Below are 16416 nucleotides of genomic sequence, written 5' to 3'. Positions count from 1 at the left end.
TGGTCTGGCCGTTTCAAGGGGGTGTGGGGGGAAATTCGGAATCCCCCCACGTTTCTGGTGGGGGTCTAAGGGGGAGGTGTCTTTGCGCCAAAGACATCTCCCCCTTCTCCCCCGTGCGCCCCGGCAGGGGCGCCTTCCCTCGTCCCCGGCAGGGGCGCAAAAAAAAGAACAGGCCGCAGCCTGTTCTCTCCCGCCTTATTCCATGATCTGGAAGGTATCTGCCATCACGCCCAGCCGGGTGCCGAAGCCCTCGGCGGCCTCCATGGGGTACTTGTACAGCACGGCATACATGCTGCTGCCAGAGGGGTGGAAGCGGACCTCCAGCATCTCCCGGTCCCCGGCATCCGTGCCGCCCAGGCCGCCCTGCTTATCCTCCACCAGCTGATAGTCGTCCTCTTCCGCCTTTACCCAGGTCTGGGCCTCCTCCAGGGTCTTTTCCCCCAGGTGCAGGACCGTCAGTTCCACATCGTCGTTGAGATTACTCTCCCAGGTGTCCTCCGGGATGCCGTCGTCCACCCACTTCTCCAGCCGCCAGCCCTCACTGGGGATATAGATGGAGTAGCCCTGGCCGATATACAATGTCACCGGGATCAGCTCCGTCTCCCCCTCCACGGTGAAGGCCAGCTCCGTGGTCTCCTCCCGGCCCAGCTCCGCCGCCGTGGGGTTCCGGTCCTCTGTGGTAGGCGTGGCCGGAGTCTCCGCAGGTATCTCCGCCGTCGGGGTCTCCGGTGCCGGGGGCGGGGTCTGGGCCTTCTGGCCGCAGCCGGACAGGGCAAGGATCAGCAAACCGATCAAAACAAAAGACAGTCTACGCATGTGTCTTCTTCCTTTCCTTTGATTTTGCTCATGATATCATAGGGTGCCCCGCAAATCATGTCGATATGATGACAAATGATGCCGAAAAGTAACAGCTCAGGCCGCCATATCCCCGGCGCAAAAGGCGGAAAAAGAGCCGAAAAGACGCTCGTCTTTCCGGCTCGGTATCCTGTTTTTTCAGCCGTTTTTGCCCAGGTAGGCCTCTTTCACCCGCTCGTCCGCCAGCAGCTCCGCGCCGGTGCCGGACATGGTGATGGTGCCGGTCTCCAGCACGTAGGCCAGGTCCGCGATCTTCAGGGCCATATTGGCGTTCTGCTCGATCAGCAGCACCGTCACGCCCTGGCGGTTGATCTCCTGGATGATCTTGAAGATGTCCTGCACCACCAGGGGCGCCAGGCCCAGGGAGGGCTCATCCAGCATCATCAGTTGAGGGCGGGACATGAGGGCCCGGCCCACGGCCAGCATCTGCTGCTCGCCGCCGGACAGGGTGCCCGCCAGCTGCCAGGAGCGCTCCTCCAGCCGGGGGAACAGGCTATACACCCATTTGATGTCCTTCTCGATCTCCGCCTTGTCCTTGCGCAGGTAGGCGCCGATCTTCAGATTCTCCAGCACCGTCAGGTCCGGGAAGACCCGGCGTCCCTCGGGGCTCATGGCGATGCCGCCGCTGACGATCTTGTCGATGGGCTTGCCCAGCAGCTCCTCCCCGTTCCACTGGATGGAGCCGGAGGCGGCCTTCACCAGGCCGCTGATGGTCCGCAGGGTGGTGGACTTGCCGGCGCCGTTGGCGCCGATGAGGGTGACGATCTGGCCGTCGGGCACCTCCAGGGAGATGCCACGCAGGGCCTGGATGCCGCCGTAATTCACATGCAGGTTTTCAATTTTAAGCATCGTCGGCCACCCCCAGGTACGCGTCGATGACGCGCTGATTGTTCTGGATCTCCGCCGGCGTGCCCTCGGCGATCAGCTTGCCGAAGTCCAGCACGTAGATGCGGTCGGAGATGCCCATGACCAGATTCATGTGGTGCTCAATGAGGAAGACGGTCAGGTTGAATTTGTCCCGGATCTCGCCGATGAAGGCGGTGAGCTCGTCGGTCTCCTGGGGGTTCATGCCCGCCGCCGGTTCGTCCAGCAGCAGGAGCTGGGGCTCCGCCGCCAGGGCCCTGGCGATCTCCAGGCGGCGCTGCTTGCCGTAGGGCAGGCTGGTGGCCAGCTCGTCCTTCACGTCGTAGAGGCCCACGATCTTCAGCAGCTCCTCCACGTGGGCCCGCTGGGCCGCTTCCTCCTTCCGGTTCATGCGGAAGGTGGCGGAGAACACGTTGCTGGTGGTCCGGCAGTGCTTGGCGATCAGCACGTTGTTGAACACGGTCTGGGATTTCCACAGGCGGATGTTCTGGAAGGTACGGGCCATGCCCAGCTTGGTGATCTTGTCGGGCGTAGGCGCCAGGACACCGGTGTACTCCCCGTCGTGCTGGCCCTTGTACAGCTTCTTCATCTTGCCCTGGGGATGGTTCTCGATGATCTTCTCCCCGTTGAACCAGACCGCGCCGTTGGTGGGCTGGTACACGCCGGTGACCACGTTGAAGGCGGTGGTCTTGCCGGCGCCGTTGGGGCCGATGAGGGCCACGATCTCGCCCTCGTTGATCTCCAGGTTCAGGTTATCCACGGCCACCACGCCGCCGAACTGCATGGTGGCGTTTTCCACTTTCAGTACATTCTTGCTCATTTGCCGGCAGCCTCCTTCTTACGCTGTTTCGGACGTCTGTCCAGCAGGTCGGGCAGTTCCTTGTCGCCCATGATGCCCTTCCGGAAGAACAGCACGATGACCATGATGATAACGGACAGCACCACCATGCGGAAGCCGTTCTTGAAGATGGCCGGTGCGTTGATGCCCAGGAACTTTCCAGCGTCCAGGCCCCGCAGCAGCCACTCGGAGAAGAAGATATACAGGAAGCTGGCCAGAATGGAGCCGGTGATGGAGCCGATGCCGCCGATAACCACGATCAGCAGGATCTCATAGGTCAGGGCGCTCTTGAAGGGAGCCGCCGCAATGGCTCCCATGTACATGGCCAGCATACCGCCGCCGATGCCGGCGAAGAAGGAGCTGATGATGAAGGCCATGCGCTTGTGGTGGGCCAGGTTGATACCCATGGCCTCCGCCGCCACCTCGTCATCCCGGATAGCCTTGAAGGCCCGGCCGTAGGTGGAGTTGATGAGCAGCAGGATCACGGCGATCATCAGGCCTGCCAGCACCACGTAGGGCGTGGCGTGGGAGAAGGCCGGATAGCTCTTCAGCAGGTTGGAGCCGTTGGTGATGGGACCCAGGGCGTTCCACTGGAAGAAGGCCCGCAGGATCTCCGCAAAGCCCAGGGTGGCGATGGCCAGATAGTCGGACTTCAGCCGCAGCACGGGCAGACCGATGAGATAGGCCATGAGGGCCGCCAGGATGCCGCCCACCAGCAGGGCCAGCAGCATACCCACGGTGGTGCCGACCCTATCGCCCAGGAAGCCCGCAAAGATCTCCGGCACGGAGAACTTGAGGGCGCCGCCGTTGAAATACTGATACACGCCGGCCCGTTTGTCCACAGGGATGGTCAGCACAGCGTAGGCGTAGGCGCCCAGCAGCATGAAGCCCGCCTGGCCCAGGGAGAACAGGCCGGTGAAGCCGTTGAGCAGGTTCATGGACACCGCCACCAGGGAGTAGACCGTGGCCTTCTTGATGACCACCACCGCGATATGATAGCTGGGCAGCAGCATATCCACAACGATACAGACCGCCAGCAGGACCGCCAGCACAGCCGCCGTGAAAATAGTCTTTTTCTTCGTCATTGTCATGTTGCTTCCCTCCTTACACCTTGTCGGTGACCTTTTCACCGAACAGGCCGGTGGGCTTGACGCACAGGACCACGATCAGCAGTGCGAAGGTGAAGGCGTCGGAGAAGGTGGTGTAGCCCAGGCCCTTGATGATCTCCTCGCACAGGCCGATGATGAAGGCACCCACCACTGCGCCGGGGATGGAGCCGATGCCGCCGAACACCGCCGCCACGAAGGCCTTCAATCCCGGCATGCCGCCGGAGGTGATGGCCACGGAGGGGTAGTTGGTGAAGTACAGCATGGAGCCCACTGCCGCCAGGAAGGAGCCGATGACGAAGGTCATGGAGATGACGGCGTTGATCTTGATGCCCATGAGCTGGGCGGTCTCGAAGTCCTTGGCCGCCGCCCGCATGGCCATGCCGATCTTGGTGTGGTTGATCAGGTACACCAGAGCGATGACCAGCAGGATGGTCAGAATGGGGGTGATCAGGGTGACCCGCTTGGTGGAGGCCCCCAGGATGGTCACATTCTCGGAGATCCAGGGAATGGGCCGGGTGACGGGCTGGGGCACGCCGCCGGTGATGTAGAACGCCAGGTTCTGGATCAGGTAGCTGACGCCGATGGCGGAGATCATGACGGACATCCGGGGAGCGGTGCGCAGGGGCTTGTAGGCCAGCCGCTCAATGGTGAAGCCCAGGATGACCGTGGCGATGAGCACCAGGGGAAGGGCGACATAGAAGGGCATGGCGGTGGTGGCGTAGACCATCACCAGGCCGGCCACCATGAACACATCGCCGTGGGCGAAGTTGATCAGGCGCAGGATGCCGTAGACCAGGGTATAGCCGATGGCGATCAGCGCGTACTGGCCGCCCACGGAGATACCGTTGATGATATAGGGCAGTATCTGTTGCATGCGGAAAACCTCCTGAAGGTGTTTTGAGGGAACGTGGGCCGTCTGGAAAAAGCGGGACCGCCGCCCTTTCCAGGCGACCCATCAAGCGCGTCAAACGCAGGGAGAGCTTGGCGGAGCAAGACGCTCCGCCAAGCTCGGAAATCCCGTTTGGATGGCGATCAGCCGACGGTCTGGACCTTCACGAAGTCCCAGGTGCCCGCTTCGGTGTTGGCAGTCTTGATGTACGCGGCGTCGCGCTTGGCATCGCCGATGTCATCGAACTCGATCAGGCCGGTCACACCCTCAAAGCTGACGGAGGGCAGAGCCTCCAGCACGGCCTTGGGGTCGGTGCTGCCGGCGATCTTCAGCGCTTCCAGAGCGGTGAAGTAGGCGTCATAGCCGATGGCGGTGACGGCGGCGATCATGTCGTTGCCGCCGTTGTTGGTCTTGGCGTCGGCGTTGGCGTTGATCCACTCCTTGATGCCGGCGTCGAACTCGGCGTTGCCGCCCTCCTGATAGAAGGTGGTCACAAAGGAGGTGACGTTCTTGCCGGTGGCGCTCTCAATGACCTTGTTGCTGTCCCAGGTATCGGAGCCCAGCAGAGCGCCTTCATAGCCCTGAGCCGCAGCAGCCTCCACGATCAGCTGGGCATAATTGATGGAGACGGGAGCGAAGATAACGCCGGCGTTGGCGCTCTTGGCGTTGTTGATGTAAGAGACGAAGTTGGCGCTGCCCTCGGGGAAGTCCTCCTTCACGACGGTACCGCCCAGGCCCTCAAAGGCCTCGGTGAAGTAGTAGACCAGACCCTGGTCATAGTCGCTGCCCAGCATGCCCAGCACGTAGGCGGTATCCACGCCCAGCTCCTTGTAGGCATAGTTGGCCAGGACGGTGCCCTGGAAGGGATCCAGGAAGGCCAGACGGAAATAAACGTCACAGCCGGCAGTGACCTGGGGGTTGGTGCAGGAGGTGCCCAGAGCGGGGATGCCCGCCTCGGAGAACACCTCGCCGCCGGCCATGGACACGCCGGAGCCATAGGAGCCCAGCACCATGGACACGTTGCGGTTCACCAGCTCAGCAGCGGCAGACTTGCCGTTTTCGGGCGTGGTGCGGTTATCCACGATCTCCAGCTGGACCTGATAGGTCTCGCCGCCGATCTCCACGGTGGGCTGGATGTAGTTGGCGTACTGCATACCCAGGATCTCCTGCTTGCCGCCGGCGCCGTTGTCGCCGGTCTGGGGCTCGAAGACGCCGATCTTGACGACCTTGTCGCCGGAAGCGCCGCTGCTCTGGGCGCCCTGAGAATCACTCTTGCTGCCGCCGCAGGCCGCCAGGCTCAGAACCATGACCAAGGCCAGCAAAACTGCCATCAGTTTCTTCATTCTTTTCATCCTCCTGTTTGACTGGGACAGACAGTTGTCCCTTGTATGAAAAGCATTTTACGTGCTTTCCCTCCGTTTTGCAAGGTCAATTATCCACAGAATCTTTTTGCCTGCTTTTGTCCGGTTTCCGCGATTTTTGTACGGCTGTCCCCACTTTGTCCGCCGCAGGTGGATTTTCCCCGGATATAAAAAAACTTCCCCCGGCTTTTGTCCTCTTACTGTGGACAATTGTTTTCGTGATTTTGCCGAACCCATCCCGGAAAAAAGTCGGGCCCTTTTCAGTAAATTTCCACAGGCCGGGGACGCCGGGCGTTTTACGGGGTCTCCCCTTCGACCGCGGGGAGCCTCCTGCCCATCCGCAGCGCTGCCTCCGTCAGCACCATGCAGGCGGCGGTGACCGCCACGCCCATGACCATGCCCGGGCGGTAGGAGCCCACGGCATCGTACAGAAAGCCCAGGGACACGGTGGCGATGGGGACGCCCACGGTGGTGAAGATGGTGACGATGGCGGAGATACGGCCGTAGTCCCGGCTGCCGAATATCTCCCGCACCAGGATGGGTGTCATGACGCAGGACATGCCCATGGCGAAGCCCGCTCCCAGGGAGCCCAGGGACAGCCACCAGGGGCTGGGGAGCAGCAGCACGGAAAAGGATACCGCCACCACCGCCAGGCCCAGATACATGGCCCGGCGGATGCCCGCCCGGTCGTAATACCAGCCCAGGAACAGCTTGCTGACCACGTTGCCCACCATGCACAGGGCCGTCATCCGGGCGCCGAAGGCGGCGGTGAAGCCCTCCGCCGTGCCGTAGGAGGCCAGCTGCAGGTAGTAGCCGCAGATGAAGGACAGCAGCAGGGCTGCCAGAATGGTCACCGGGTAGGCGGCGCTGCGCCGTGCGGTCTCGTAGGAGACGCCCGTCAGGGGCTGGACCGCCTGGGTCTCCTCCGCGCCGTAGGGCGTGGTGTTCCGGTCCTCCGGCCGCAGATACAGCAGGAAGGAGGCCGGGGCCGCCATCAGCAGGGAGATGACGCCGAAGGCCACGGCGGCCGTCCGCCAGCCCCAGGCGGAGATCATAGCGGCGCCGATGGGGCTCATAATGGCCCCGGCCAGACCGGAGGTGGCCGCCGCGAAGCCGATGGCCGCCCCCCGGCCCTTCCGGAACCAGTTGCCCAGCAGCACCGGCACGGGGTAAAACAGCAGATAGGCCCCCGTCAGGCCCTGGACGGCCCCCGCCGCGTAAAAGGCGGCCAGGGAGTGGAAGGCGGCCTGGACCATCACGGACCCGGCGAAGATCACCGACGCCCCGCACAGCAGCCACCGGATGTTGACCCGGTGGAACACCCGTCCGGCGAAGGGCAGCATGATGCAGGAAAAGAGGCCGAAAAACAGCATATAAAAGGTAAAGGAACCCTGCCCCACCCCCAGGTCCCGGCAGATGGGGCCGTAGAAGATGCCCCGGCAGTTGTGGATGACGCCCAGGGTGCCGCCCTGCAGCAGGCAGCAGGCCGCCAGCATCACCCAGGCGTAGTGGATTTTCCTGTTCATGGTCTCGTACTCCCGTTTCTTGTATACTCGCCCGGTTTTCCGCCGGGCAGAAAACCCGCCCGCGTGCGCGGACGGGTTTTGATGTGTATTACGCTTCCTGCTCCGGCTGGGCGGACTCCTCAAATACGCGCAGGAACTCCTCCCGCTCCATGGTCTCGTGCTCCAGCAGGTAGTTTGCCACGGCGTCCAGCTGCTTGCGGTGGCTGCTCAGAATATCCTCGCAGCGCTGGTAAGCCATGCCCACCACGGCCTTGACCTCCTCGTCGATCTGGGCGGCCACGGCCTCGGAGTAGCCCCGGCCCTGGCCCATGGTGCGGCCGATGAAGACCTCGTCGTGACGGTCTTCGAAGGCCACAGTGCCCATCTTGTCGCTCATGCCGTAGGACGCCACCATCTTGCGGGCGATGGCGGTGGCCCGCTGGATGTCGTTGCTGGCGCCGGTGGAGATATCGCCCAGGCACAGCTTCTCGGCCACCCGGCCGCCCAGCAGGGCCACGATCTGGTCCTCCATGTAACGCTTGGAGAGGTAGGACCGGTCCTCCTCCGGCAGGGAGATGGTCATGCCGCCCGCCTGTCCCCGGGGGACGATGGTGATCTGGCTGACGGGGTCCTGGTCCGGCAGGGTGTGCATCACCACGGCGTGGCCCGCCTCGTGCCAGGCGGTCAGCTCCCGCTCGTGCTGGGGGATGACCCGGCTGCGCTTCTCCGGGCCGGCGATGACTTTAATCTCGGCCTCCTTCAGGTCGGCCATGGTGATGAATTTCTGGTGCTTCCGCCCCGCCAACAGGGCGCCCTCGTTGATCAGGTTCTCCAGGTCCGCGCCGGTGAAGCCCGCGGTGCCCTGGGCCAGCTTTTTCAGGTCCACGTCCTCCGCCAGAGGCTTGCCTTTGGCGTGGACCTTCAAAATCTCCTCCCTGCCACGGATGTCCGGCAGGCCCACATAAATTTGACGGTCAAACCGTCCGGGACGCAGCAGGGCGGGGTCCAGCACGTCGGCCCGGTTGGTGGCCGCCAGGACCACCACGCCCTCGTTGGCGGCGAAGCCGTCCATTTCCACCAGCAGTTGGTTCAGGGTCTGCTCCCGCTCGTCATGGCCGCCGCCCAGGCCGGTGCCGCGCTGGCGGCCCACGGCGTCGATCTCGTCGATGAAGACGATGCAGGGGGCGGTCTTTTTGGCCTGTTCAAACAGGTCCCGGACGCGGCTGGCGCCCACGCCCACGTACAGCTCCACGAAGTCGGAGCCGGAGATGGACAGGAAGCCCACCTGGGCCTCTCCGGCCACGGCCTTGGCCAGCAATGTCTTGCCGGTGCCCGGAGGGCCAACCAGCAGCACGCCCTTGGGGATGCGGGCACCCAGGGAGATGAACTGCTTGGGGTCCTTCAGGAACTCCACGATCTCCCGCAGCTCCTCCTTCTCCTCGTCGGCCCCGGCCACGTCGTCAAAGGTGACCTTCTTGTCCTTGTCGGAAAGGCCCCGGGTGCGGGCGGCACCGAACTTGGCCATGCGGTCCGGCCCCATGCCGCCCTGGGCGCGGGCCGCCATGAGATACCACAGCAGGGCCACCACGCCGGCCATCAAAATCCAGGGCAGCAGGATCTCCAGCCAGTTGGTGCTCTCCTTGGGGGGATAATCATAGTGCTTGATGATGCCCTTGGCATACTGTTCCTGGATCAGGGGGTCCAGGTCCTCGTAGAACAGCTCAAAGCTGTACAGCTGATAGCGCACCTTGTCGGTGCTGTCCTTCAGCTTCAGGGTCAGCACATGCCCCTCGCTGACGGTCAGCTCCTCCACCTTTTCCTGCTGGAACAGCTGGCGGACCTGGGCGTAGTCCAGCTGGGGGGCGCTGCTGTTCATCTGCCAGATCCAGCTCAGGCACAGGAAGATCACCAGCACCAGGAACAGCACGCTGAAATTGGACGCGCGGCGTTGCTTTGTCAAAAAACTCCCTCCTTTGGGGGTAGATGAGATTGGGTCTTACTTACCCTCGTAGACCTCGGGCTTCAGGACGCCAATGTAGGGCACGTTGCGGTACTGCTGGCAATAATCCAATCCGTAGCCCACCACGAACTCATTGGGCACCACGAAACCCGCCAGATCGGCGGTGATGGCCTTCTCCCGGCGGGAGGGCTTATCCAGCAGAGTGACGATGGTGATGGAGGCGGCGCCCTTGGTCATGAAGTACTCCTTCAAAAAGGCCAGGGTGTTGCCGGAGTCCAGAATGTCCTCCACGATGATCAGGTGGCGGCCGGTGATGTCCTGCTGGATGTCGTGGTTGATCTTCACCCGGCCGGAGGATGCGGTGGCGTTCTCATAGGAGCTGACGGCGATGAACTCCACGTCGCTTTTCAGCTGGCAGGCCCGGACCAGGTCCGCCATGAACACGAAGGAACCCTTCAGCACGCTGAGGAACAGGGGGTCCTTGCCCTGGAATCTGTCATACAGCTCGTCGCCCATCTCCTGGATACGGGCCTTCAGCTCCTCCTCGCTCACCAGGACCTTCAGGATATCTTGCTCCATCTCACTTCTCATGTCGTTTCTCCTCTGTCTGTTTATTTGTAAATCTCACAAACACCGTCTGTTCTCCCGAACAGGGTGCGAAATCCGCTGAAACGCCGAACACCGGGTCGGCGGCGTGGGCCTCCCCCACCCGCAAAACCGGAAGCCGGTCCCGCTCGGCCGGAGTCAGGCCCTGGTCGGCGCACAGGCGCTTGAAGCTGCGCCTTCCCCGGCTGCCGGGCGTCCGCAGCCAGTCACCGGGCCGCCAGGGCGTCACGGTCAGGGACGCCCCTTCGGGCAGGTGCATGGGCAGCGCGCCGGCCATCGCCGCATCGGAGACCATGACCTCCGTCCCGCCGAATGTCACGGCGCCGCCCACTTCGATGGGCATGCTGGCGGGCCAGACAGGCCGCCGGGTGATCTCCAGGGTGTATTTTTTCCGCCGGGCCATCAGGCCGTAGGGCAGGGTGACCTCCAGGTCCGCCCGGTCCCCCCGGGCCAGGTCCAGCACCGCCAGCACGTGGGCGGCGGTCAGGTCCCTCCGGTGGCCGGAAATCTGAGCCAGCAGCTGCAGCACCGCCCGCTCCCCCACCGCCGCCGGGACCTCTGTCAGCATCAGGCAGGGGACGGACACGCCGTCGGGCAGTTCCTTCACCTGGTCCAGCAGGCCCCGGGCCATGGACTCCAGGGCGTCGCTCTCCTCCCGCAGGATGGAGGCGGTGCGGGCCATGTTCTCCGCGAACCGGGGGTTCAATTGCCGCAGCACCGGCAGCACACTGCTCCGCAGGGCATTCCGGGCGGCGGCGTCGGGGTCGTCGTTGGTCTCGTCCTCCACATGGGGGATGTGATGGTTTTGTGCATACTCCGCCAGCTCCAAGCGGGTGACCCGCAGGAAGGGGCGGCAGATGTTCCCCCGCACCGGGGGGATGCCCGCCAATCCGGCGGAGCCGGTGCCCCGCAGCAGGTTCAGCAGCATGGTCTCGGCGTTGTCGTCGGCGTGGTGGGCCGTGAGAATGGCGTCGCAGCCCCGCTCCGCCGCCGTCTCCTTCAAAAAGGCATACCGTAGCTTCCGGGCGGCCTCCTCCACGGAAAGGCCCTCTTTTTCCACCATCGCCCGGGTATCCCCGGCGCCGGAGACAAAGGGCACATGATGCCGGGCGCAGTAGTCCCGGACGAAGGATTCGTCCCGGTCGGCCTCCGCGCCCCGGAGTTGGTGGTTGAAATGGGCGGCGGTGACCCGGAACCCCGGCTGCTCCAGCATGAAATGCAGCAGGCACATGGAGTCCATCCCGCCGGACACGGCGCACAGCACGCTGCCGCCCCGGGGGAATTTCTCCCGCAGAAAGGCCCGTGCGGGCCGCAGCTCAGTCATCGTCGTCGCCATAGCGGTTATCCAACGTCGAGAACTGGGTGTACTCGGGCATCCACCGCAGCTCTACCTTGCCCGTCTCGCCGTGACGGTTCTTCGCCACGATGCACTCGGCGATGTTGTGCTTTTCCGAGTCCTCATTATAATAGTCATCCCGGTACAAAAACAGAACGATATCCGCGTCCTGCTCGATGGCGCCGGATTCCCGGAGGTCCGACAGCATGGGCCGCTTGTCGTCCCGCTTCTCGTTGGCACGGGACAGCTGGCTCAGGCAGATGACCGGGACGTTCAGCTCTTTCGCCATAATTTTCAGCATACGGGACATATCGGAGACCACCTGCTGGCGGTTCTCGCCGCCGTTTCCCTTGCCGCCGGCGGAGGTCATCAATTGCAGGTAGTCGATGACCACCAGGCCCAGGTCGTCCAGGCGGCGGCACTTGGCGTTCATGTCCGCCACGGACAGCATGGGGTTGTCATCGATGCGGATGTCCACCTTGTTCAGGATGGTGGCGGCCCCGGCGATCTTCTCCCAGTCGGTCTCCCGCAGATTGCCGGTCTTCAGGCGGTTGTTCTCCACCAGGGCCTCAGAGGAGAGCAGGCGCATGGCCAGCTGCTCCCGGGACATTTCCAGAGAGAACACCGCAACGGTCTTTTTCGTGTTTTTCGCCACGTTCAGCGCCACGTTCAGGGCGAAGGAGGTCTTGCCCATGCCGGGACGGGCGGCCAGCAGAATGAGGTCGGACTTGTTCAGTCCGGTGATCTTGTTGTCCACGGCGGAGAGGCCGGTGGACAATCCCGGCAGATGGTCCTCGCTCTCGCTCATCTCGCTCAAGCGGTCCAGCACGTCCGGCAGCACCTGCCGCAGGGGCACCATGTCCTGGGCGCTCTGGCCCCGGCGGATGGCGTAGATCTTCTGCTCCGCCAGTTCCAGAATGTCGCCGGCCTCGCCCACGCCCTCCTGTACCATGGCGGTGATCTCCGCCGAGGCCTGGGCCACGCCGCGCAGCAGGGCCTTGTCCCGGACGATAGCCACGTACTCCATAACGTTGGCGCTGGTGGGGGTGATCTCCATCAGCTGGGCCAGGTAGGAGCGGGTGGTCTGGTCGTCGTAGGTGCCGTTCTTCTGCATCTCCTCGCAGACGGTGATGCCGTCGATGGGCCTGGCATAGCTGAACATGGAGTAGATGGTCTCGAAGATCTCCCGGTTCTGCCGCAGGTAGAAGTCCGACGGGCGCAGCTTGTCCATCACATCCTTGACGCAGTTCGCGTCGATGAGCATGGAGCCCAGGACGGCCTGCTCGCCCTCCAGGCTGTGGGGCATCTGCCGGGTCAAAAGGTCTTCCATTGCCATGGTGGTCCTCCTTTGCCCCCAAGGGGGCGGGGATTGTCCCCCCCTCACAGGGAGACGGGGGATGCACGGCTTTGCCGTGCGGGAATGAACCCCCCATTTCTCTTTGTCTTGGCAAAGAGAAACGGGCCGTTCACGGTCCAAAGAGAAACCGCTTGGGCGCAAAGCCGGCGCCACAGGTGCCTTTTTGCGCAAAACGTTTGGTCGCCGTGGCCGGTGCGGTGCAGACTTGCAGGCCCGTACCGGGTGCGCTATACCCCGGCGAAACAGAGAACTGCTTCCCCGCATCTGATGGCGTGGGTGCGGCTTTCGGGGTGGTCACCGAATGGAATTGCTTCTCTTTCCGCTGCCGCTCCCTACCCCGGGAGGGGAATCCAAAGGGGAGGGGCCGCAGCCCCACTCCTCCGGGGGTGTAGTCCAGAATAGGGGGCCCGCAGGCCCCCTGGTCTGGTCGTTTCAAGGGGGTGTGGGGGAAACAGGCGAAGCGCCGCCAGTGGCGGATGAAGCGAGCCTGTTTCGAGGAAGCGGCGCGATTGGCGGCCCCAAAGGGGCCGGGAATCGCAATGCCGCGACGGTGTTGAAATCGAAATCCCCCCGGGTTTCTGGTGGGGGTCTAAGGGGGAGGGGTCTTTTCAAAAGACCCCTTCCCCTTGTCTCCCCGTCCCCTGCTCAGGGGACAAGTTTGTCACTTCTCCTCGTACACCGCCACGTACACGGTGGCGACGACCTCAAAGCCCAGCTTGGCCTTGACCTGGTAGGTGCCGAAGGCCTTGATGGGATCGTCCAGCACCAGCTTCTGCTTGGGGATGTCGATATCGAACTGCTTCTTCAGGCCCTCGGAGATCTCCTTGGTGGTGACGGCGCCGAAGAGCTTGCCGCCGTTGCCAGCCTTGGCGGTCAGCTTCACCTGGCACTCCTTCAGCTTCTCGGCGGTGGCCTCGGCCTCGGCCTTCTGGCGGGCCTCCTCGGCCTTGCGGGCCTTCTCTTTCAGGTTCATGGTGTTGATGGCGTCGGTGGTGGCGGGGATGGCCAGCTTCCGGGGCAGGAGGAAATTGCGGGCATAGCCCTCGGAGACCTCCACCAGCTGGCCCTTCTTGCCCTGGCCCTTCACATCCTGCTGCAAAATGACTTTCATCGCTTGTTACTCCTTTTATATGAATGGTTTATTTCTCAAAATAGGCGTCGATGGCGTCCGTCAGCTGTGCCCGGACCGCCAGGATGTCGCCGTTCTCCACCCGGCCGCCGGCCTGGGAGGAGTTGCCGCCGCCGCCCAGGGCCTCCAGGATCACCTGGACGTTGACCTCGCCCATGGAGCGGGCGGACATGAGCACGTCGTCGCCGTTGCGGTAAAGCACGAAGGAGGCCCTGACTCCCTTGAGGGTCAGCAGCTCGTCGGCCGCCTGGGCCGCCGCCACCCGGTCCACGCCGTCCTGGGGGATCACCGCCAGGGCGATGTCCTCCCGGTACATCTCCGCCCGGCGGATGATGTCGTAGCGGGAGACCATGTCGCTGAGGTCGTTCTGGAACAGGCGCTGGACCTCCGCCGTGTCGGCCCCGGCCCGCCGCAGGAAGGCCGCCGCCTCGAAGGTGCGGCCGCCGGTGCGGAGGGTGAAGCGCTTGGTGTCCAGCACGATGCCGGCCAGCAGGGCCTCCGCCTCCTCCCGCAGGAGGTCGGCGGGCTCCACCAGATACTGCAGCAGCTCCGTCACCAGCTCCGCCGCCGAGGAGGCGTAGGGCTCGTGGAAGCTGAAGGCGGCGTTCTCAATGTACGAGGCGGCCCGGCGGTGGTGGTCGATGACGGCCACCCGGTTGCAGGCCTCCAGCACCTGGTGGCTCTCCACCAGGTCGGGGCGGTTGGTGTCCACCACCACCAGCAGAGCGCCGGGGCGCATCTTCACGAAGGCGTCGTTGCCGGAGATGAACACGCCGCTGTACTCCGGCAAAGTCCCCAGCTTTTTCAGCACGGGCAGGGCGGCATTGTGCTCCAGGTCGATGACGATCTGGGCCCGCTTGCCCCGCTTCCGGGCGGCGCAGCAGATGCCCGCGGCGGCGCCCACGGCGTCCATGTCCGCGAAGCTGTGGCCCATGACGTAGATCTCGCTGGCGTCGGCCATCAGCTCGCTGAGGGCGTTGGCCATGACCCGGGATTTCACCTTGGTGCGCTTCTCCGTGGCCTTGGCCCGGCCGCCGTAGAACTCGAAGTCCACCTTATTGCGGACCACGGCCTGGTCGCCGCCCCGGCTGAGGGCCATCTCCAGGGACAGGGAGGCGTTTTTGTAAAGCTCCGGGAAGCTGTCCACATCCTTGCCCATGCCGATGGACAGGGTCGGGTGGACGCCCTCGCCCACCTTAATGCCCCGGATGGCGTCCAGCACGGAGAATTTCTCCTCCACAAAGTGCTCGTAGTGCTGCTCCTCGAAGATGAAGAGGTAGCGGTCCCGCTCCGTTTTCAGCAGCAGGCCCTCTCCGGCAGCGGCCCAGGCGCTGAGCTTCTCGTCGATCTGGGCCAGGACGGCGCTGCGCTGGGTGTCGGCGCAGGATTTCATCAGGTCCTCGTAGTTGTCCAGCATCAGGATGGACAGCACCGGCCGGGTGGCGGTGTAGGTCTCCAGCAGCTGGTCGGCGTCGGTGGTGTCCACCCAGTAGGTGGTGGCCACCAGATTCTGCTCGCCGCCCCGGCCCTTGGCCCGGACCAGGCTGCCGTAGACCCGGAAGCGGCGGTTGTTCATAAAGACCCGGTTGGGGCACTCCTGCTTGCCCTCCAGCAGCCACTGGACCGGGAACTCCGGCACGGCGTCCTCCACCCGCATCTCAAACAGGTGCTCCCGCACGCCCGCCAGCTGGAGGAAGTTCTCGTTGCTCCAGATGACCTCGCCGGTGTCCGGGCGGAAGACCATGATGGGCAGGGGGGAGTTGATGAGGGTGGACTTGCTGGCGGTGTCCACGCTGCCGGTGACGCTGTCGATATACTGCAGCACGCTCTGGCGGCGCTTCTTGTTGCTCTGGGTGAAGTAGAGGTACAGGGCCACGGTAGCCACGCCCTCGATCACCGCCAGGGGGATGCTGACGGCGACGGCTGCCAGGGCGAACAGCGCCAGGCAGAGGAAGTAAAATTTCAGATTTGGCTCCAGCAGCCGGGAGAGTTTGTTATTGTTCATGGCGAAAGCTCCTTTCACCGCATGACCGCATACTAATAGATTGTAACAGTATATCATTTTTCCCTGAAATGTGCAACGGAAAAGAAAAAAATCTCCCCCGATGGGGGAGTGCAGGGAATGTGCCCGGCTTTGCCGGGCGGGAAGGCGCCGCTGCCGCAGCGCACGGGGATCGCGCCCCTGCCGGGGCGCACGGGGGATGCACCCCCCATTTTCTTTTTGAAACATCAAAAAGAAAATGCGCCGTGCACGGTGGAAAAGAAAAAATGTTTGTGCGGCTCAACTTGACACCCTTGTGTCAAGTTGACCGCAAAACGGGGGTCGCCGTGGCCGGTGCGGTGCAAATTTGCAGGTTTGTACCGGGTGCGCTATACCCCTGGGGAACAGAGAAGTGCTCCGCCGCATCTGTCGGCATGGGTGCATCTTTCGCCGTTTACCTGAGAGAAAGGCGGACATTGGGCTTCGCCCTCGTCCGCCTCGTCCTATCTCCCCGCACTGCGGTGATGCACCCGCCCCGTTCCTTCGGGGTGGGAAATCCAAAGGGGAGGGGCCGTAGCCCCTCCCCTTTGTGTCGTTTCAAGGGGGTCCGGGGGGAAATCGAAATC

At 63.7% G+C, this 16416-nt stretch carries 13 protein-coding genes; all 13 read right to left on the bottom strand.

Annotated features, from left to right (window positions below; all coding sequences use genetic code 11):
• Window positions 1-195: 195 nt before the first annotated feature.
• Window positions 196-816: an LptM family lipoprotein gene (locus tag JQM66_RS11865; RefSeq protein WP_235230083.1), complete on the bottom strand. Its 621-nt coding sequence runs from the start codon at window positions 814-816 to the stop codon at window positions 196-198.
• Window positions 817-993: 177 nt separating this feature from the next.
• Window positions 994-1704 carry an ABC transporter ATP-binding protein gene (locus JQM66_RS11860; RefSeq protein ID WP_235230082.1) on the bottom strand — a complete coding sequence of 237 codons (711 nt, stop codon included), beginning with the start codon at window positions 1702-1704 and terminating at the stop codon, window positions 994-996.
• A complete protein-coding gene (locus tag JQM66_RS11855; protein ID WP_235230081.1) occupies window positions 1697-2539 on the bottom strand; it encodes an ABC transporter ATP-binding protein in 843 nt (280 codons plus the stop codon). Before JQM66_RS11855 ends, JQM66_RS11860 begins: the two co-directional genes overlap by 8 nt.
• Window positions 2536-3648, bottom strand: a complete 1113-nt coding sequence (locus JQM66_RS11850) for a branched-chain amino acid ABC transporter permease (RefSeq protein ID WP_235230080.1) — start codon at window positions 3646-3648, stop codon at window positions 2536-2538. Before JQM66_RS11850 ends, JQM66_RS11855 begins: the two co-directional genes overlap by 4 nt.
• A 13-nt stretch (window positions 3649-3661) precedes the next feature.
• Entirely contained in the window at window positions 3662-4540 is an 879-nt protein-coding gene (locus JQM66_RS11845) for a branched-chain amino acid ABC transporter permease (protein WP_235230079.1), read from the bottom strand.
• Between the two features lie 158 nt (window positions 4541-4698).
• Window positions 4699-5898 carry an ABC transporter substrate-binding protein gene (locus JQM66_RS11840; protein ID WP_235230078.1) on the bottom strand — a complete coding sequence of 400 codons (1200 nt, stop codon included), beginning with the start codon at window positions 5896-5898 and terminating at the stop codon, window positions 4699-4701.
• A gap of 314 nt (window positions 5899-6212) precedes the next feature.
• Complete coding sequence (locus JQM66_RS11835) at window positions 6213-7442, bottom strand: MFS transporter (protein WP_235230077.1); 1230 nt, start codon at window positions 7440-7442, stop codon at window positions 6213-6215.
• 88 nt (window positions 7443-7530) lie between these two features.
• Complete coding sequence (ftsH, locus tag JQM66_RS11830; protein WP_235230076.1) at window positions 7531-9381, bottom strand: ATP-dependent zinc metalloprotease FtsH; 1851 nt, start codon at window positions 9379-9381, stop codon at window positions 7531-7533.
• Between the two features lie 36 nt (window positions 9382-9417).
• Window positions 9418-9972, bottom strand: coding sequence for a hypoxanthine phosphoribosyltransferase (gene hpt / locus JQM66_RS11825; protein ID WP_235230075.1), 555 nt, complete (start codon window positions 9970-9972; stop codon window positions 9418-9420).
• Complete coding sequence (gene tilS / locus JQM66_RS11820) at window positions 9962-11323, bottom strand: tRNA lysidine(34) synthetase TilS (protein WP_235230074.1); 1362 nt, start codon at window positions 11321-11323, stop codon at window positions 9962-9964. The genes hpt and tilS overlap by 11 nt, the downstream gene beginning before the upstream one ends.
• Complete coding sequence (dnaB, locus tag JQM66_RS11815) at window positions 11304-12659, bottom strand: replicative DNA helicase (protein ID WP_235230073.1); 1356 nt, start codon at window positions 12657-12659, stop codon at window positions 11304-11306. The genes tilS and dnaB overlap by 20 nt, the downstream gene beginning before the upstream one ends.
• A gap of 682 nt (window positions 12660-13341) precedes the next feature.
• The gene (gene rplI / locus JQM66_RS11810; RefSeq protein WP_235230072.1) at window positions 13342-13791 is read right to left on the bottom strand and encodes a 50S ribosomal protein L9; all 450 of its coding nucleotides are present in this window, start codon (window positions 13789-13791) and stop codon (window positions 13342-13344) included.
• A 28-nt stretch (window positions 13792-13819) separates the two neighbouring features.
• The gene (locus JQM66_RS11805) at window positions 13820-15814 is read right to left on the bottom strand and encodes a DHH family phosphoesterase (protein WP_235230071.1); all 1995 of its coding nucleotides are present in this window, start codon (window positions 15812-15814) and stop codon (window positions 13820-13822) included.
• Between the last annotated feature and the right edge of the window lie 602 nt (window positions 15815-16416).

Source organism: Oscillibacter valericigenes (assembly GCF_021531915.1).
In the GTDB taxonomy this organism is placed as follows: domain Bacteria; phylum Bacillota; class Clostridia; order Oscillospirales; family Oscillospiraceae; genus Oscillibacter; species Oscillibacter valericigenes_A.
This window is presented reverse-complemented; position numbering and strand designations above follow the sequence as displayed.